The 18,120-nt window shown below is 48.9% G+C and carries 14 protein-coding genes; 13 read left to right on the top strand and 1 reads right to left on the bottom strand.

What is annotated here, in order from left to right:
• Positions 1 to 74 precede the first annotated feature (74 nt).
• From ACK5NH_RS07370 to ACK5NH_RS07425, 12 genes are all read left to right on the top strand, one after another.
• Entirely contained in the window at positions 75 to 539 is a 465-nt protein-coding gene (locus ACK5NH_RS07370; RefSeq protein WP_416918792.1) for a DUF3305 domain-containing protein, read from the top strand.
• The gene (locus tag ACK5NH_RS07375; protein ID WP_416918794.1) at positions 539 to 1,195 is read left to right on the top strand and encodes a DUF3306 domain-containing protein; all 657 of its coding nucleotides are present in this window, start codon (positions 539 to 541) and stop codon (positions 1,193 to 1,195) included. Before ACK5NH_RS07370 ends, ACK5NH_RS07375 begins: the two co-directional genes overlap by 1 nt.
• A 185-nt stretch (positions 1,196 to 1,380) precedes the next feature.
• Positions 1,381 to 3,042, top strand: a complete 1,662-nt coding sequence (locus ACK5NH_RS07380) for a 4Fe-4S binding protein (protein WP_416918996.1) — start codon at positions 1,381 to 1,383, stop codon at positions 3,040 to 3,042.
• A gap of 10 nt (positions 3,043 to 3,052) precedes the next feature.
• Positions 3,053 to 3,730, top strand: coding sequence for a TorD/DmsD family molecular chaperone (locus ACK5NH_RS07385; RefSeq protein WP_416918796.1), 678 nt, complete (start codon positions 3,053 to 3,055; stop codon positions 3,728 to 3,730).
• 165 nt (positions 3,731 to 3,895) lie between these two features.
• Positions 3,896 to 4,093 (top strand): twin-arginine translocation signal domain-containing protein, encoded by a 198-nt coding sequence (locus ACK5NH_RS07390; RefSeq protein WP_011074127.1) that lies wholly within the window; start codon positions 3,896 to 3,898, stop codon positions 4,091 to 4,093.
• 17 nt (positions 4,094 to 4,110) lie between these two features.
• Positions 4,111 to 6,963: a molybdopterin-dependent oxidoreductase gene (locus tag ACK5NH_RS07395; RefSeq protein ID WP_416918998.1), complete on the top strand. Its 2,853-nt coding sequence runs from the start codon at positions 4,111 to 4,113 to the stop codon at positions 6,961 to 6,963.
• Positions 6,964 to 6,989: 26 nt separating this feature from the next.
• Positions 6,990 to 7,586, top strand: coding sequence for a formate dehydrogenase FDH3 subunit beta (gene fdh3B, locus ACK5NH_RS07400; RefSeq protein ID WP_416918798.1), 597 nt, complete (start codon positions 6,990 to 6,992; stop codon positions 7,584 to 7,586).
• A gap of 49 nt (positions 7,587 to 7,635) precedes the next feature.
• Complete coding sequence (locus ACK5NH_RS07405; RefSeq protein WP_416918800.1) at positions 7,636 to 8,664, top strand: formate dehydrogenase subunit gamma; 1,029 nt, start codon at positions 7,636 to 7,638, stop codon at positions 8,662 to 8,664.
• Positions 8,665 to 9,041: 377 nt separating this feature from the next.
• A complete protein-coding gene (locus ACK5NH_RS07410; RefSeq protein ID WP_011074131.1) occupies positions 9,042 to 9,242 on the top strand; it encodes a twin-arginine translocation signal domain-containing protein in 201 nt (66 codons plus the stop codon).
• A 17-nt stretch (positions 9,243 to 9,259) separates the two neighbouring features.
• A complete protein-coding gene (locus ACK5NH_RS07415; RefSeq protein ID WP_416918802.1) occupies positions 9,260 to 12,112 on the top strand; it encodes a molybdopterin-dependent oxidoreductase in 2,853 nt (950 codons plus the stop codon).
• Positions 12,113 to 12,141: 29 nt separating this feature from the next.
• Positions 12,142 to 12,711, top strand: coding sequence for a formate dehydrogenase FDH3 subunit beta (fdh3B, locus tag ACK5NH_RS07420; RefSeq protein WP_416918804.1), 570 nt, complete (start codon positions 12,142 to 12,144; stop codon positions 12,709 to 12,711).
• A 76-nt stretch (positions 12,712 to 12,787) separates the two neighbouring features.
• Positions 12,788 to 13,771: a formate dehydrogenase subunit gamma gene (locus ACK5NH_RS07425; protein ID WP_416918806.1), complete on the top strand. Its 984-nt coding sequence runs from the start codon at positions 12,788 to 12,790 to the stop codon at positions 13,769 to 13,771.
• A gap of 79 nt (positions 13,772 to 13,850) precedes the next feature.
• Here ACK5NH_RS07425 and ACK5NH_RS07430 read toward each other — a convergent pair whose 3' ends face one another.
• The gene (locus tag ACK5NH_RS07430; RefSeq protein ID WP_416918808.1) at positions 13,851 to 15,908 is read right to left on the bottom strand and encodes a TonB-dependent receptor; all 2,058 of its coding nucleotides are present in this window, start codon (positions 15,906 to 15,908) and stop codon (positions 13,851 to 13,853) included.
• 561 nt (positions 15,909 to 16,469) lie between these two features.
• Between ACK5NH_RS07430 and ACK5NH_RS07435 the strand changes: the two genes are divergently transcribed.
• The gene (locus ACK5NH_RS07435) at positions 16,470 to 18,053 is read left to right on the top strand and encodes a methyl-accepting chemotaxis protein (protein ID WP_416918810.1); all 1,584 of its coding nucleotides are present in this window, start codon (positions 16,470 to 16,472) and stop codon (positions 18,051 to 18,053) included.
• Positions 18,054 to 18,120: the final 67 nt, after the last annotated feature.

An 18,120-nucleotide genomic window follows, 5' to 3' on the forward strand; every position in this document is an offset into this window, starting at 1 on the left:
CTTTTATCGCAATCAGTAGGGGAAAGAGAACCGTTAGCTCAGGTTCGCCCCCTCTCGGCTGAAACGGAGAGACAATGCAACATACCACTAGTGTTTGGCCTATGTACGTTTCACTCAAAAAAGTAGAGAAACAAATGGGTCGTTGGACCTCGGTACAATGGGAAATCGATCATCTACTGCCCGCAACCCACGAAGCTCCCGAAGGCGCAACCTTAGTCCTGCTCGAACTACATAAAGATGAGCGCGCCAGTTACCGCATCAACCTCGATATGGACAATGCCATGCTGTACTTAGTCTGCGATGAAAAGGCAGACGGTACTTGGGTACCCGCGTTACTCTCGGCAGATCAAAATGTTGCAGCAGGTTGCCTTGAGGGCAATACCCCAGTTATCAATATGCTGATGCCAGAGGCAATCGCCTGCTGGATTGAAGCATTTATCACCCAATACGGTGAAGTTGAAATCGCCGCCTATCGTCGAAAACACGTCGATCACCGTAAAAATCAAGGCCCTAGCCGCGATCCATTACGGAGGGACTAATGACTGACTCAACCCCAAAGGCAAATGGCTTCTTTAGCCGTTGGAGCCAACGCCGTGAGCAAGTCGCCGCCGAAGAAGCCGCACTAGCAGCCCAAACGACGGCCGAGAAACCTGCCGAAGTTAACCTTGACACTCCAGTGGAGTCAGCAGCGCCTACGCCTGAGCTACAGGACTCTGTCACACAAGCCGATGAGGATCCTAACCGCATCCTCACCGCGGAGGAGCTGCCCAATCCTGAAGAAATTGAGATTGGCGGCAGCTTTGCTAAGTTTATGGGGGCCAATGTTGACCCTGCTGCCAAAACGGCAGCGCTACGTGCATTGTGGAAACAGCCCCATTTCAATGAGATAGATGGCCTTTTGGAATACGCGCTCGACTACAGTAATCAACCTAAGCTTACGCCAGAGGTGTCCGCCGAGTTAGCCCAAAAAGTATTCCGTTTTATCACCAAAGAGAGTGAAGAGTCAGACGAAGATTTGGCCTCAATCCCAAGCGAAGCGGTGGTGAATACAGAAAATGCAATGGAATCAAAAAACAGTGATGTCGAAACCGAATTAGCAAACACGCAGATAGCGGACAATTTGGATGGGGAGACTGATGACCTACCCCAAAATGCACCAGAGCCTGCCGCTCAGATGCAAAAGCCAGTTGTTTAATGTCAGTTTAGCTAATTTTTATGTCCATAACTTTGGTATGTGAATTGCTGTACTAAGGGATAAAAACTTAGATAAAAGCAGAAAAGGCAAGGACTTAGTCTCAAATTACCGCCTAAATCTGCAGCAAACAGCTATAAAAGAGCAGCCAAAGTACTGTTCAGGAACGCAATGTGAGCACTCATTTGATGACCAATCAAACCCAGCTTGCGCTAAAACAAGCGCGGCAAAATGTGTTAGCCCAAACGCAGATTTTACAGAATCTGATCCCACCAACAGTGAGCTATACCACTGAAGGCACTGTGCTAATTATTGGCCCAGAAGATATCGCACGCCTCGCAGCGGACAAATTGTCCACTATGGCGAGCCGCGTGATTTTGGCTAACGAAGCGATTACTAGCCAAGATGAAGCGCACCTTGAGCGGGTGATGGCTGCGGCGACTGATGTCGAAAGCTACTACAATAAACTCATTGGCATTAAAGGATTTTTAGGTCAATTCCAAGTCAGTGTTGAGCATCAAGATGGCGCGGCAGAATTAAGTGTTGTAGCCATTCGTAAACCCCATTTCGATTTGGTACTCGATTTAAGCAGCACGCCTTGCTTGAATTTAGAGATGCTGCCGCCGGGTTATTTTTATGTTGGTCAAGACGAAGCCAAACTTGCCGATGCGCTGGAGCAACTCCCAGAGCTTGTAGGTCAGTTTGATAAACCCCGTTACGTCAAGATCAATGCCGACCTGTGCGCCCATGACCGTAATGGCATCAACGGCTGTAACCGTTGCCTCAACTTCTGCCCAGCCGATGCGATTAGCAGTGTCGCGAAAAAAATTGAGGTCGATCCTTACCTGTGCCACGGCGCAGGCAGTTGCTCAAGCGCTTGCCCAACGGGTGCTATTGGTTATGACTTACCCACACCACAGGCACTACATTCTTACCTGAATAAGATTATCAACCGTTACCGTGAGCAAGCCCAAACCGCGCCCGTGATCCTGTTCCATGACAATGCGGTTGGCGCCAGCTTGATAAGTGACGACTTAGCCGGGGATCTACTCCCTGTCGCCCTTGAAGAAATCACCGTTGCCAGTATTGACCACTGGTTAGCAGCATTGGCTTGGGGTGCACGCCAAGTGTTAATCCTCAATACTGAGGCGACCGCTCCGACGCTGACGCAAATGCTGAAAGGTGAACTGGCTTTAGCCAACAGCATTTTAGATGAAATGGGCCAACCGCAGCGTCTGAGTCTTATCGACCCAAGCATGCTAGCGAATTTGGAGCCTATGCTCGACATCAGCCTCGATTGGCCAGTGATTGTACCCGGAGCCTTTGCATCAACCACAAAACGCACCACTCTGTTTGATGCGATTGACCATCTGAACAGCCAGGCGGGTGAAATCGACACTTGTTTAAACATCAACAACGTTCCCTATGGCAACGTCAGCGTCAATGTTGAGAAATGTACACTCTGTATGTCCTGCGTGGCGATTTGTCCCACTATGGCATTGCAAGATGGTGGCGACAAACCTGCACTACACTTTATTGAGCAAAATTGTGTGCAATGTGGCTTGTGTGAGGCGGCTTGTCCTGAAAAAGTCATCAGCCTAACGCCACAAATTAACTTTGATAAAGCTGCCCGTCAGCAACTACAAACCCTGAAAGAAGAAGCCCCATTCGAATGTATTCGCTGTGGTTCTCCTTTTGCGACCCAATCTATGGTGCATCGGATGCTGGATATGGTCGGCGCGCACAGCGCATTCTCAGCCAATATTGAACGCCTGAAAATGTGTGGTGATTGCCGGGTAAAAGACATGTTTGAAGACATTCTTCAAGATCCTGAAAAGCAACTGCGATAAGAGATCCGCTATGACCGAATCAGTAAGACAAGTATCAGAAAACGATCAGTTGAGATCCGATATCTATCAACTGTTGGCCGCCCTGTTGCGTCGTCATCCTAGCCCTGAGCTGCTGCAATTTTTGGCCAATCTTGAAATCGATGCAAATGAAGACAATGAGATGACCAAAGCCTGGTTATCCCTGCAATTGGCAGCACAGCAGTTCACCAGTGAACAATTAGAAGACGAGTATTTTGCCCTGTTCCTCGGGGTAGGCTGTGGCGAGATTTTGCCCTATGGCAGCTGGTTTATGACTGGCTCACTCATGGATAAGCCATTAGCACTGCTACGCCAAGACTTAATGCAGTTAGGTTTTGAGCGCGAAGAAAACGTTAAAGAACCTGAAGATCATGTAGCAGCCCTCTGTGAAGTGATGGGCACGCTGATCCTCGAAGCCCCAGGCTACCGCCAGTTGGCGTTCTATCAGCGCCACATCGGCAGCTGGATTGAGCGCTTCTGCGACGCCGTCGGTAAAGCCCCGAGCGCCGCCTTTTACGCCACGGTAGCCCATCTCGCTAAGGCGTTTTTCGAGATGGAAGCCGCTGCGTTTGAACAACTGAGTTTAGATATACCGGTTAATTGCCCTGGCAGTGCCGAGTTACAACCCGCGGCTAGCGATTTAGAAAAACAAGTGGAATTAATGAACTAAGCTTAACAGGGTTAGCGATGCACCTACCTGTGCCTATCGCGTTTGAGTTTGATAGGCAAAGGTGGACTTAAAGTTCACCTTTGCCACAAAAGGAAGCCAAGGCTTCCACAGTAACCGAGGTGGTCGTGGTATGTATCACCTCATCCAGTAACACAAGGAGACACTATGAAGAAGCAAGCTTCCGACATGGGCCGCCGTCAATTGCTCAAAGCATTGGCACTCGGCAGTGCGGCTGGCGCGGTAGCGACTGTCAGTAGCCAAGCTCTGGCTGCCACCCCAACAGTTGCCCCAAGCGAACCTAAGAGTGACAACTATCGCGAAACCGACCATATCCGTAACTACTATGCGTCGTTAAACAACTAACCAGAGGAGTGTGTGTGATGCGATTAACCCGCAAAACAGACCAAGTCGCCGAGCCTAAAGTGCCCGCCCTCGGTCTCAACCGTCGCCAATTCTTAAAATCTGCAGGTCTTGCCACTGGTGGTATTGCTGCCGCTTCAATGCTTGGAACAGGCATGATGCGTAAAGCACAGGCGCAGGAACATATCCCCCATAATGCACCGACTGAAGTCAAACGTACCATTTGCTCTCACTGCGCAGTGGGTTGTGGTATCTATGCTGAAGTGCAAAACGGTGTGTGGACAGGTCAAGAACCCGCGTTCGACCATCCCTTCAACCAAGGCGGCCACTGCGCTAAAGGTGCCGCACTGCGCGAACACGGCCACGGTGAAAAACGCCTCAAATACCCAATGAAGTTAGAAGGCGGTAAGTGGAAGAAGATCTCTTGGGAACAAGCGATCAACGAAGTAGGCGATAAGATGACTGCAATTCGTCAAGAATCGGGTCCAGACTCTATCTACTTTATGGGTAGCGCTAAGTTTTCTAACGAACAAGCTTATTTATATCGCAAACTCGCGGCACTGTGGGGCACAAACAACGTCGACCACTCAGCCCGTATTTGCCACTCTACCACGGTAGCCGGTGTTGCTAACACTTGGGGCTACGGTGCGCAAACTAACTCGATTAACGATATTCGCAACTCTAAGTGCGTCATGTTTGTGGGTTCAAACCCAAGTGAAGCACACCCTGTCGCCATGCAACACATTTTGGTGGCTAAAGAGCGTGGCGCTAAAGTTATCGTAGTTGACCCTCGTTTCACCCGTACTGCTGCTAAGTCTGATGAGTACGTGCATATCCGCCCAGGTACCGATATTCCGTTCATCTATGGTCTGTTATGGCACATTTTTGAAAACGGCTGGGAAGACAAAGAGTTTATCACGCAACGCGTATACGGCATGGAACGTATCCGTGAAGAGGTTAAGAAATTTACCCCAGAGGAAGTAGAAAACATTGTTGGTGTCTCTAAGGCACAAATGTACCGCGTTGCGAAAATGCTCGCTGAGACCAAACCTGGCACTATCGTATGGTGTATGGGGGGTACTCAGCACCACGTAGGTAACTCTAATACCCGTTCATACTGTATTTTACAGTTAGCACTGGGCAACATGGGCGTATCAGGCGGTGGTACTAACATTTTCCGTGGTCACGATAACGTGCAAGGTGCAACGGACTTCGGTCTGTTATTCGACAACTTACCCGGCTACTACGGTTTAACCTCTGGCGCTTGGGCTCACTGGTCTAACGTTTGGGACTTAGATCCAAAATGGGTTGCAGGCCGTTTTGACCAAGGCGAATACTTAGGTCAAACACCACAAACCTCGACCGGTATTCCTTGTTCGCGTTGGCACGATGGTGTACTGGAAGATAAAACCAAGATCGCGCAGAAGGATAACATCCGTCTAGCTTTCTTCTGGGGTCAATCTGTCAACACTGAAACCCGTGGTCGCGAAGTGCGTGAAGCACTGAACAAGCTAGACACTGTTGTCGTTGTGGATCCAATCCCAACCATGGCTGGTGTTATGCATACCCGTACCGATGGTGTTTACTTACTGCCAGCGTCAACCCAATTCGAAACCTACGGTTCAGTATCGGCGACCAACCGCTCTGTACAATGGCGTTCAAAAGTGATCGAGCCCCTGTTTGAATCACTACCAGACCACGTGATCATGTACAAACTGGCGAAAAAGCTAGGTATCGAAAAAGAATTCTGTAAGCACATTCAAGTAAATGGCGAAGAGCCATTAATTGAAGATGTGACCCGCGAATTCAACAAAGGTATGTGGACCGTAGGTTACACAGGCCAAAGCCCAGAACGTTTAAAAATGCACCAAGAAAACTGGGGCACGTTCGATGTTAACAGCCTACAGGCGCCAGGCGGCCCTGCTAAGGGCGAAACCTACGGTTTACCTTGGCCATGTTGGGGCACGCCAGAAATGAAACACCCTGGCACTCAGATCCTTTACGATCAATCTAAAGAAGTGAAAGACGGTGGCGGTACCTTCCGTGCCCGTTATGGTGTTGAACACAACGGTGTAAACATTCTGGCTGAAGGCACTTATTCAAAAGGCTCTGAAATCCAAGACGGTTATCCTGAATTTACTGCCGATATGCTCAAGCAACTCGGTTGGTGGGATGATTTAACCGAAGATGAGAAAAAACACGCCGAAGGCAAAAACTGGAAAACTGACATTTCTGGCGGTATCCAACGTGTTGCCATCAAACACGGTTGTATCCCTTATGGTAACGCGAAGGCTCGTTGTATCGTTTGGACCTTCCCAGACGATATCCCGCTGCACCGCGAACCACTCTACACTCCTCGCCGTGACTTAGTCGCTAAGTACCCAACCTACGAAGACCGTATGGTTGCCCGTCTACCGACCCTGTATAAGTCAATTCAGGACAAGGACTTCGCCAAAGATTTCCCACTGGCACTGACCTCTGGTCGTTTAGTGGAATTCGAAGGTGGTGGTGAAGAATCTCGCTCTAACCCATGGCTTGCCGAGCTACAACAAGAAATGTTCATCGAAATCAGCCCTGCAGATGCTGCAGACCGTGGTATTCGTGACGGTGACAATGTCTTTGTTCATAGCCCTGAAGGCGCCAAGATCACGGTTAAGGCAATGGTAACCCCACGGGTTATTGCGGGTGAGTGTTTTATGCCATACCACTTCGCAGGTATCTTCGAAGGTGAAAGCCTCGTGAAGAATTACCCAGAAGGTACAGTACCTTATGTACAAGGTGAATCGGCAAACACTGTTCTAACCTATGGCTATGACGTTGTGACTCAGATGCAAGAAACTAAGTCCAGCCTTTGCCAAATTAGCAAAGCCTAACCTACTTGATGAGGAGATAAGCCATTATGGCAGTCATGAAATTTCTATGTGACACCAAACGCTGCATCGAGTGTAACGGCTGCGTCACAGCATGTAAAAACGAAAACGACTCCGCGCTTGAGTGGGGTATTCAACGTCGCCGCGTGGTGACGATTAACGATGGTCAACCAGGTGAAGCATCGATTTCAGTAGCATGTATGCACTGTACCGACGCACCTTGCATGGCCGTATGTCCGGCAGATTGTTTCTACCGTACCGACGATGGCATTGTTCTACACAACAAAGATACCTGTATCGGTTGTGGCTACTGCTTCTATGCCTGTCCGTTTGGTGCGCCACAATTTCCGAAGAAAACCGCCTTCGGTAGCCGCGGTAAAATGGACAAGTGTACCTTCTGTGCCGGTGGCCCAGAAGAAACCTTCTCCGAAGCCGAGCACAAGAAATACGGTGCCAACCGTATTGCTGAAGGCAAGCTACCTATGTGTGCTGAGCTTTGTTCAACCAAAGCGCTGCTTGCGGGTGATGCGGAAGTGGTATCAAACATCTACCGTGAACGTATGGCTTCTCGAGGCAATCCTAACGTGATTTGGGGCTACAACCCAAAGACCGGTGAGATTAACTAAGCAGAGTGAAGGTTAGGGAGTCATCCCTAACCTCTGGCAAGGAGTGAAAATGTTAAACAAACAGTTAAACAAATCACTGCGCAGTCTGTTTGCTCTGATGGTACTCGTGATGGGATTGGGCCTAGGTTCAGTAATGAGCGCAAGTCCAGTACAGGCAAGTGATCAGCAGTCGAGTCAACAACAGGCGAAAGCGCAAACCAGCGAAGCCGATCTGTGGCGCGCGGTAAAAGCAGGCGATGCCGGCTATACCACAGCCAAAGGGGTCGAAACTGGGGTGTTGATTAACGTTGCCGGTAACCAAGGTAAAGAACTGAGAAACGAATACCTCACCCCAGTCATGGCCTTGGCTGTAACGGGTGTGTTTGGTGCTTTCTTACTATTTTATCTGGTGAATGGTCCTTCAAGACTCAGTCACGGCTTTTCAGGCAAGATGGTTGCTCGTTGGTCTAAGGCGGATCTGTGGATCCACTGGATCATGGCAATTAGCTGTCTCACACTGATGTTTACCGGCTTAACCATTATGCTCGGTAAGCATGTCGTGCAAGAGCTGCTCGGGCCTGATCTCTGGGCACCGCTGATCTACGGCAGTAAAACCGTGCATGACTGGGCTGGCCCTATTTTTATCGCGGCATGGATTGTCTGCGTGGTGAAATGGATGCCGCTACAAACCTTTAAGATGTACGATCTTAAATGGTTCTTAGTAGTGGGTGGCTATATCAACTTTGGCCCATTCAAAGGTAAACACCCTGACAGTGGTTTCGCCAACGCGGGTGAGAAAATGTGGTTCTGGACACTGACCCTATTCGGGCTGTTTATCAGTGTGTCTGGCATCATGTTGGTTCTACCCGGCTTAGACCTGCCCCGTGAAGCCTCTATGGGCGCGCTGCTGATCCACTCGATCAGTGCCGTTATCCTGATTGCATTTACTATTGTGCATATCTGGATGGCGACCGTACTCAGTGAAGGCGGTATGGAGTGTATGAAGTCAGGCTATTGTGATGAAAACTGGGCAATCCAGCACCACAATTTATGGTATGACGAAATCAAAGCCAACGGCAGTCTACGTTATAAAGACTAACTAAAGCGTGATGCTTTAATCCGATAAAAACACCTCGCACTGCGGGGTGTTTTTTACCCTAAAACCATCTACAAACCATTAACAAGCATTTCATTTTCATCCGAAAACCAAGCAGTTTTTTGCGATCACACAAGTGCTGAAACCTTGAGCGAGTTAACGCTTTTGCATCACAGCCCCTGCTTGTCAGGTCACAAACTGTTCTAGATCAAATCCTACTCAATCTTTTCCTACTATATTGCCCTCACGCGCGATGATTAACGGCAAGCAAGATGATTTCATTATCTTTTTCACCTCTAATCTTCACTTTTTGATAACAAGCTCTATTCCTCGAAAAGTCGCGCCATCCCAAAAACCATAACCCTCATTCAGGAGTCAGCATGAAGCAACAACCTAGCGATTTATCTCGCCGTTCTTTGCTTAAAGCACTCACCGTTGGCAGCGTAGCCGGCGCCGCAATTGCCGCAACTGGCATCAGTGCAGCCCAAGCCAGCGAGAGCAGCAAGGTAACAACTAAAGAGCCTAAGGGTTACCACGAAACTGCGCACATTATCAGCTATTACGATAGCCTGCGTAGCTAATCTAGGAGAAGTCAGCGATGAAGTTAACTCGCAAGTCCGATGTCGCCCAAGTGGCCGACAAACCGACGTTAGGCATTAGCCGTCGTCAATTTATGAAGCAAGCAGGTATTACTACCGGTGGTATCGCTGCCGCTTCTCTGTTGGGTACAGGCATGATGCGCCGCGCAGAAGCCAAAGATGTGCCACACGACGCGCCAATCGAAGTTAAACGTACGATTTGTAGTGCCTGTGCTGTGGGTTGTGGTCTTTATGCCGAAGTGCAAAATGGTGTGTGGACGGGTCAAGAACCAGCATTCGATCACCCATTCAACGCCGGCGGTCACTGTGCTAAAGGTGCTGCACTGCGTGAGCATGGCCACGGTGAAAAACGCCTGAAATACCCAATGAAATTGGTTGATGGCAAGTGGAAAAAAATCTCTTGGGAAGATGCGATTAACGAAGTGGGCGACCAAATGCTCAACATTCGTAAAGAATCTGGCCCTGACTCTGTTTACTTCATGGGTAGCGCTAAGTTCTCTAACGAAGGCTGCTATATGTACCGCAAACTGGCGGCCATGTGGGGCACAAACAACGTCGACCACTCAGCTCGTATTTGTCACTCTACCACGGTAGCCGGTGTTGCTAACACTTGGGGTTACGGTGCGCAAACTAACTCTTTCAACGACATTCAGAATGCTAATGCCATCTTCCTGATCGGGGCAAACCCAGCGGAAGCGCATCCTGTATCTATGCAACACATTCTGATCGCTAAAGAGAAAAACAACGCGAAAATCATCGTCGTTGACCCACGTTTCTCTCGCACTGCGGCCCACTCAGATCTACACTGCGCGATTCGTCCAGGTACCGACATTCCTTTTATCTACGGGATGTTATGGCACATTTTCGAAAACGGTTGGGAAGATAAAACCTTTATCCAACAACGCGTATTCGAGATGGAAACCATCCGCGAAGAAGCGAAAAAATTCCCACCTAAAGAAGTGGCGGATATCACTGGCGTAAGTGAAGAAGTCATTTATCAAGCCGCGAAACTGATGGCGGAAAACCGTCCAGGTACTGTGATTTGGTGTATGGGTGGTACTCAGCACCACGTAGGTAATGCTAACACCCGCGCTTACTGTATTCTGCAATTAGCCTTAGGCAACATGGGCGTTTCTGGTGGCGGTACTAACATTTTCCGTGGTCACGATAACGTACAGGGCGCGACTGACTTAGGTCTGTTATTCGACAACCTGCCTGGTTACTACGGTTTAACCTCAGCAGCTTGGACTCACTGGACCCACGTATGGGATCTGGATATGGAGTGGGTGAAGAGTCGCTTCGATCAAAACGCCTACTTAGGCAAAGATCCAATGACCACCCCAGGTATTCCTTGTTCTCGCTGGCACGATGGTGTGTTAGAAGACAAGAGCAAACTGGCTCAGAAAGACAATATCCGTATGGCCTTCTTCTGGGGTCAATCGGTCAACACTGAAACCCGTCAACGCGAAGTGCGTGATGCCTTAGACAAGATGGACACAGTAGTGGTTGTCGACCCATTCCCAACCATGGCGGGTGTGATGCACCGTCGTAAGAATGGCGTGTATCTGTTACCTGCGGCGACTCAGTTTGAAACTCAAGGTTCAGTATCTAACTCAGGCCGTTCTATTCAATGGCGTGAGCAGGTTATCCAACCTCTATTCGAGTCAAAAACCGACATCGAAATCATGTACCGTTTAGCGCAAAAACTCGGTATCGCCGAGCAGTACACTAAACACATTGCCAAAGAAAATGATTTACCTGTGATTGAAGACATCACCCGCGAAATCAATCGTGGTATGTGGACAATCGGTATGACAGGCCAAAGCCCAGAGCGTATCAAGCTGCACACCCAAAACTGGGGCACCTTCAGCAACAAGACACTCGAAGCCGCAGGCGGCCCAGCGAAGGGCGAAACCTACGGTTTACCTTGGCCATGTTGGGGCACACCAGAAGCTAAACACCCTGGTACCCAAATTCTGTATAACCAATCCAAACACGTTAAAGACGGTGGCGGTAACTTCCGCGCTCGTTACGGCGTTGAATACAATGGTAAAAACCTGCTGGCTGAAGGCACATTCTCTAAAGGTGCCGAGATCCAAGACGGTTACCCAGAATTTACCGACAAGCTGCTTAAGCAACTCGGTTGGTGGGATGACCTGACTGCGGAAGAAAAAGCCGAAGCCGAAGGCCGCAACTGGAAGACCGACTTATCAGGCGGTATCGTGCGCGTGGCAATCAAGCACGGTTGTATTCCATTTGGTAACGCTAAAGCCCGTTGTATCGTTTGGACCTTCCCAGACCAAGTACCAGTTCACCGCGAACCGTTATACACAGCACGTCGTGACTTAGTGGCTAAGTACCCAACCTACGACGACATGCAAGTTCATCGTCTGCCAACACTGTACAAGTCAATCCAAGAGAAAGACCTAAGTGGCAAGTACCCACTCGTCCTGACCTCAGGTCGCTTAGTGGAATACGAGGGTGGTGGTGAAGAGTCTCGTTCTAACCCATGGCTGGCTGAGCTTCAACAGGAAATGTACGTTGAAATCAACCCAGGTGACGCAGCCGACCGCGGTATCCGCAACGGTGAGTTTGTGTGGTTAGAGGGCGCCGAAGGTGGCCGCATTAAAGTACAAGCTCTGGTAACGCCACGCGTTAAACCAGGTGTGACCTTTATGCCATACCACTTTGCGGGTGTGATGCACGGTGAAAGCTTAGCGCCTAACTACCCTGAGGGCACTGTGCCTTATGTTATCGGTGAATCCGCTAACACGGCACTAACCTATGGTTATGACCCTGTGACTCAAATGCAGGAAACCAAAGCGTCGCTCTGTCAGATCGTTAAAGCGTAAGTGCAGCTTAAGCTAGGAGAATTGCCACTATGGCTACAATGAAATTTTTGTGTGACACCAAGCGCTGCATCGAATGTAACGGCTGTGTCACCGCATGTAAAAACGAAAACGATTCCGCTCTCGAGTGGGGTATCCAACGTCGCCGCGTAGTGACTATCAATGATGGTCAACCAGGCGAAGCCTCTATCTCTGTCGCCTGTATGCATTGCTCTGACGCGCCTTGTATGGCGGTTTGCCCAGCAAACTGCTTCTACAAAACTGAAGACGGCATCGTGTTACACGACAAAGATGCTTGTATTGGTTGCGGTTACTGCTTGTACGCCTGCCCATTTGGCGCACCACAGTTCCCGAAAAAAGGTGCCTTTGGTAGCCGCGGTAAGATGGATAAATGTACCTTCTGTGCCGGCGGCCCAGAAGAAAACCACTCAGATGCAGAGCGCCAGAAATACGGTTCAAACCGTATTGCCGAAGGCAAACTGCCAATGTGCGCAGAACTGTGTGCCACTAAGGCCCTGTTAGCGGGTGATGCAGAAGTTGTTTCGAACATCTTCCGTGAGCGTGTGGCTTACCGTGGTGCTAAAAACGCGGCTTGGAATTAATTCAGGTCACAGGATCTGTCCACAGACTTAGCTTGGCGCCTGCTGGCAGGCGCCACTAAGTGAGAGAGGATGTATGATGAACAAATGGTTCAAACACATAGGTTTAGCCATAGCACTGCTGTTTAGTGCTGTGTGTCTAGCCAATGGTGGTGATGAACAGGCGCTCCAACCTCAAGCCTCTGATGCCCAAATTTGGGCACAGCTGAAGGACGGCGCCACGGGATACACTACCTCCCAAAGCGAGTTCCACGCGCAGCCGATCAATACCTATGATCTGCGGGTGCTCGAACTGCGTAGCGACTGGTTAGCACCGGCTTTAATGGCGGCGTTATTCGGCATGATCATTATCTTTGTCTTATTTATCAAGGTGAACGGCATCTCCAAGCTACACCATGGTTTTTCGGGCAAGCTAGTGTATCGCTGGTCAAAGTTTGACGTTTCAATCCACTGGTTAGGCGCGATCCCGTGCTTAATGTTGATTTTAACGGGCCTAACTTTATTAGCGGGTCGCTTCTTCTTCCAACCTTGGCTCAGCGAAGGCATCTGGGAAGCCATAGTCTATGGTGCTAAGCAAATCCACGATGTAATGGCTATTCCCTTTATGGTGGGTTGGGCATTGATGACAGTGTTATGGGCGAAGAACCAGCTGCCAAAAATGTACGACGTGAAGTGGTTCCTAGTTGTAGGTGGCTACATCAACTTTGGTCCATTCAAAGGTAAGCACCCTGACGCAGGTTTTGCCAACGCCGGTGAGAAAATGTGGTTCTGGGCCTTTGCCCTGTTCGGATTAGTGATTTCTGCCTCTGGCATGTTGTTACTCTTCCCTAACCTGTTCGAACCTAGCCGCACCTTAAGCTTAATCGCGCTGGTATTGCACTCAGTGAGCGCTATCGTGATCTGCGCCTTCTCTATCGTACACATCTTCATGGCAACCGTGATGTCAGAAGGTGGTATGGAGTGTATGGTGTCTGGTTATTGTGATGAAAACTGGGCAACCCAACATCACAACCTGTGGTACGACGAAATCAAAGCCACCGGCACTTTGAAATATAAAGAGTAAAAGACGCTGAAAACAAAACCTCCACAGTATGCTGTGGAGGTTTTTTTATGGGTAAAAATAGTGCTGTTAAACAGAATGGTTAGAAGCGATACATCACAGAGACGCCAAGATTTCTGGGATCAATGATCGCCGCATAGCCATCGGGATAACTGCGGCCTGCGGGTTCATTCACTGTCATTGCCTGCTCATCAAATAAGTTGTTCACAAAGCCGCTGACTCTCCAGCTATCGGTTTGATAATCTAGGCTTAAGCGGGCAACCACATAGTCGCCTGCAACCCGTGATTCGGTATTATTGATATCCGCATAATACTCACCCACATAGTTGCCTGAAAAACCGAAAGAAAACGCATCGCCCAACCAGTATTTTAATCCTGCATTGGCTGTAATATGCGGCGCCGAGTTCAGCTGATTACCGATGATGTCACCATAGCTAGGATCCGCTTGTTTGATCTCGCTATCGAGTAAGCCAACGCCCGAAATAAACTGCAGATTGTCGGTTAGCATGGCATTAAATTCAGCCTCAATACCATAACTGACCGCTTTATCAATATTGGTAATTTTGCGGGCGCTGTTAGAAGCTTGGTAACCATCAAAGTCGTTATAGAAGAGGTTGGCACTTAAGCTAACATCGCCATCCATAAATGCGCTGCGACTGCTGAGTTCATAGGTATTGACGTACTCTTCGTCGTAGTAGTAATACTCACTTTCGGCTAACGACAGTGCACCACCGCCCGAGTTATAACCACGGCGAACACTGGCCGCCAGGGTTGTGTTGTCATTCAGCGCATATTGCAACACTAGCTTCGGCAGTGTGACGGTATTGGCATCATCGAGTTTTTCCTGCAATTGGCGGCCCTGATAGCGCATATTGAAGTTACGCTGTTGCTCCTCACGCATCACGCGGCCACCGACAGTGATCCAGACTGACTCGGCGAGTCCATAGGTCATTTCACCGTAAATGGAGGTAGACTTAGTGCTGTCATCCCCACTGTAAACAGAGCTGCCAGTACTCCCAAAATCTTGGCTACGTTTAAAATAGGCTAAACCCACAAAGCCGTTGAAATCCTTATCCTTGAGGCCAAAACTGTATTTACCATCAACGGTATAACTCTCATCCTTCATATCCACATATTGCTGCGCCGTGGCGAGGGCTTCATAGGATTCAAAGCCCCAGTCATAATCCATATAAGCGACGATGAGATCGAAGGCGCGGCCTTCACCGAGGTCATAATCGACTTTCACTGAGTGAGTCGTGGATTTAGTCTCTATATAACGTTGGAAAATAGGCTTAAACGCCCAGGGAGCATCGCCGGTAAAATAGTTGCGCCCTGAGTCACCTTTCTCATCATTGTATGAAAAGCTATAGAGCACTTTGAGATCCTCAATCGCACTTGGCTGCCACAGGAATTTACCGCGCCAGCGATTGGTGATCAGTTCATTGAGGTCAAAGGTCGCGAGATTTGTCTCATATTCTAAGCCTTTATTGAAGGTATTCCCCGTTACGTTTTGACCACTCACCCTAAATGCCAACTCATCATCGAGGATCGGACCGGAGAGCATCACCGCACTGTCGATAAAGTTATCTTGATTACGGTAACCGACACGAGCCGCACCTTGCCAATCGAAGGTAGGGTCTTCGGTTTTAATAAACACTGTGCCGCCGATGCTGTTACGACCGTTGATCGTCGATTGTGGGCCACGGTACACCTCAATTTGTTGGATATCCCACAGACCTGTATCGCCAGTGAGATCAGCAACGAAAGGCTCAGCAACACCATCGACTAAGGTGGATACCCGCGCCCGAGCGCCACCAGTAAAAGAGTTAAATCCAGAGGCGGAGCCATTACCTGAAACACCACGAATATCCGGCACCGAACCCGTTAGCACTACCACGTTAGGCACCTCAGATAAGGCACTCGAGGTGGATTGGTATTGACCGCTGTCTAGCGCGTCCTTATCGATCACCGAAATAGAAGAGGTCGTATCCTTAAGGCTACGCTCGATTTTCTCACCATAAACAGTAATTTTTTCAATCGGTTCAGCAGATTCTGCGTCCACAGCCGCGTAAGCTGAGGACATCACTAGACTCGAAACCATTGCGGCAATTGCACTTTTCTTAAACGCCCTACATTCCATAAAAACCTCGACAATAATCATTGATTAAACGGTGTTAGCTTGAAATGCCGACAATCTACATTAAAACAACCTTAATTCAAAATGATAACCAATATCATTTACATTCAATACAAAGCTTTGTGACTGACCGCAAATTCACGGGAGATGGCAGGTAAACGATTGGAGCGAGGGATGAGTACCACTTACGTTGGTAGAGCAGACGAAATGCAATCTCAAAACGTCGACACGCCCTAGATGCATTTATAAACATTTGTGTGTTTTGCGATTTGCCTCACAATCACCTTTTGCGCTGTTAATAGGCTGTAGAGTGACTGCTACACCCTCTTTATTTTCACCATGAAAATCAATCAACTGATAATTTTTTGAATCTTAATTACACAAAAAATAGCAACCAGTACGCTATTCTCAATTAACACGATAAAAACAAACCTTTTTAAAACATTAATCTACAGCAAAATCACCAAAACTATCTCCTTGCGACAGTGTGAATCCAAGCGTTAAAATGGCTGAGATATGTAATTTAATTACAACATTTCTTGATTCATACCCCAGCAGGCCACCATGTTTAACAATGCAAAAACCAGCACATTGACGGCGCTGCCCTCAGTGTTTGCGAGTATTTTATTGATCATTATCGGCATTTCCTCCTATCGGGGCTTTGCTGAACTCAATAACACCAGCAGTCGACTCGTCAACAATACCAAGCTCGCCGAAACCTTCACCAATGTGCGTGAGTCTTTCTTCGAGTTGCGCTTAGCCACCTTAGTCCATAACAGCGACGCCATCAGCTTGCAGCAACGCAATGTTCGGCAACTTGTCGAGCAACTCGCAGAATTTAACACCGATTTTATGGGGCAAGATGCCAGAACGATCCGCACGCTATTACCGCAAATCGAGCAATATGTGCGTCTCTATCAGCAGGAGTTGGCCTACGCCAAACAAACGGGTACCGAACCTGAACTCACACCAGAACGTGGCGCACTTGGGCCAAAAGTCAGCAATGAGATCAATCAATTAGTCAAATTGATCACCCAACGCAACCATGAACTAGGCAAACAGGCAGAAGACAAAGTCAATGCCACCGAGGCGCTGCTCCTTGGTTTAATTCTGATCGCCATAGTCGCTTCCTTACTAAGCGCCCTGTTTATGAGTAGACGTTTGGTCAATATCGTTAATCAAATCAAGCGGGTTGTAGAGCACCTTGCCGCAGGCGATCTCACCCAGAAGACCCAAATCAGTGGTCAAAACGAACTCTGTGCGCTTGGCGCCGATCTTGATCGAGTGATTGATCACTTGCGCCATATGATTTCCGATATTGCCCAGGCCTCTGAACATATGTCGGATCAAATTGGGCAGTTGAATGTGCAGTCCAATGCCAATAGCCATGCATTGCAAACCCATGCGGTAGAAACCGACCAAGTGGTTACGGCGATGACCGAAATGAGTGCAACAGCCCATAACGTGGCTGGTGATGCCGCCTCCGCCGCACGCTTTACCCAACAGGCGAATGAACAGGCAGATAAGTCGAAAAAGGCTGTCGAACAGGCTGCAAACACTGTCGTCGCCTTAGTCGGTAAGGTCGATACTGCCGCTCACACCATAGCGGAAATGAATGAAAACACCCGCCATATCGCCACCATCTTAGATGTGATTGGAGATATCGCCGATCAAACCAACTTACTCGCCCTTAACGCCGCCATCGAAGCCGCACGCGCCGGAGAACAGGGCCGAGGCTTTGCCGTCGTCGCCGACGAAGTTCGCGCCCTCGCCGCTCGCACCCAAGCGAGCACGGCCGAAATCAATCAAATGTTAGAACGCCTACGCACGGGTGCTAACAGCGCCGTTAATGCGATGGATGAGACTAAACAGAGTTGCCAAGACGCGGCGGACACCACTACGCTGGTCACTGAAAGCCTTGAGACATTGACCACCTATGTATTTGATATCAATGGATTGAGCAATCAAATCGCGACTGCCGCCGAAGAACAAAGCGCTGTCAGTGAAGAGATTAATCGTAACTTGAATACCATTCGCGAAATGGTTGAAGAGTTAAATCAAAGTGGTAAAGCGACCCTCAATAGTGCGACCTCTTTGGCCGCCACCAAGGAACAGTTAACAGGCGTAGTCGCACATTTTAGGCTTTAAACTAATATTTGTTCACCCACTACCGAAAAAACCTTGCGAGTAATGACTCGCGAGGGGTTTCACTTAG

Source organism: Shewanella sp., from assembly GCF_047975355.1.
Lineage (GTDB): Bacteria > Pseudomonadota > Gammaproteobacteria > Enterobacterales > Shewanellaceae > Shewanella.

What these genes read in the sequence shown, in the direction of transcription:
- ACK5NH_RS07370 (WP_416918792.1), top strand. Translation starts at nt 75, where the DNA reads ATGCAACATACCACTAGTGTTTGGCCTATGTACGTTTCACTCAAAAAA.
- ACK5NH_RS07375 (WP_416918794.1), top strand. Translation starts at nt 539, where the DNA reads ATGACTGACTCAACCCCAAAGGCAAATGGCTTCTTTAGCCGTTGGAGC.
- ACK5NH_RS07380 (WP_416918996.1), top strand. Translation starts at nt 1,381, where the DNA reads ATGACCAATCAAACCCAGCTTGCGCTAAAACAAGCGCGGCAAAATGTG.
- ACK5NH_RS07385 (WP_416918796.1), top strand. Translation starts at nt 3,053, where the DNA reads ATGACCGAATCAGTAAGACAAGTATCAGAAAACGATCAGTTGAGATCC.
- ACK5NH_RS07390 (WP_011074127.1), top strand. Translation starts at nt 3,896, where the DNA reads ATGAAGAAGCAAGCTTCCGACATGGGCCGCCGTCAATTGCTCAAAGCA.
- ACK5NH_RS07395 (WP_416918998.1), top strand. Translation starts at nt 4,111, where the DNA reads ATGCGATTAACCCGCAAAACAGACCAAGTCGCCGAGCCTAAAGTGCCC.
- fdh3B (WP_416918798.1), top strand. Translation starts at nt 6,990, where the DNA reads ATGGCAGTCATGAAATTTCTATGTGACACCAAACGCTGCATCGAGTGT.
- ACK5NH_RS07405 (WP_416918800.1), top strand. Translation starts at nt 7,636, where the DNA reads ATGTTAAACAAACAGTTAAACAAATCACTGCGCAGTCTGTTTGCTCTG.
- ACK5NH_RS07410 (WP_011074131.1), top strand. Translation starts at nt 9,042, where the DNA reads ATGAAGCAACAACCTAGCGATTTATCTCGCCGTTCTTTGCTTAAAGCA.
- ACK5NH_RS07415 (WP_416918802.1), top strand. Translation starts at nt 9,260, where the DNA reads ATGAAGTTAACTCGCAAGTCCGATGTCGCCCAAGTGGCCGACAAACCG.
- fdh3B (WP_416918804.1), top strand. Translation starts at nt 12,142, where the DNA reads ATGGCTACAATGAAATTTTTGTGTGACACCAAGCGCTGCATCGAATGT.
- ACK5NH_RS07425 (WP_416918806.1), top strand. Translation starts at nt 12,788, where the DNA reads ATGAACAAATGGTTCAAACACATAGGTTTAGCCATAGCACTGCTGTTT.
- ACK5NH_RS07430 (WP_416918808.1), bottom strand. Translation starts at nt 15,908, where the DNA reads ATGGAATGTAGGGCGTTTAAGAAAAGTGCAATTGCCGCAATGGTTTCG.
- ACK5NH_RS07435 (WP_416918810.1), top strand. Translation starts at nt 16,470, where the DNA reads ATGTTTAACAATGCAAAAACCAGCACATTGACGGCGCTGCCCTCAGTG.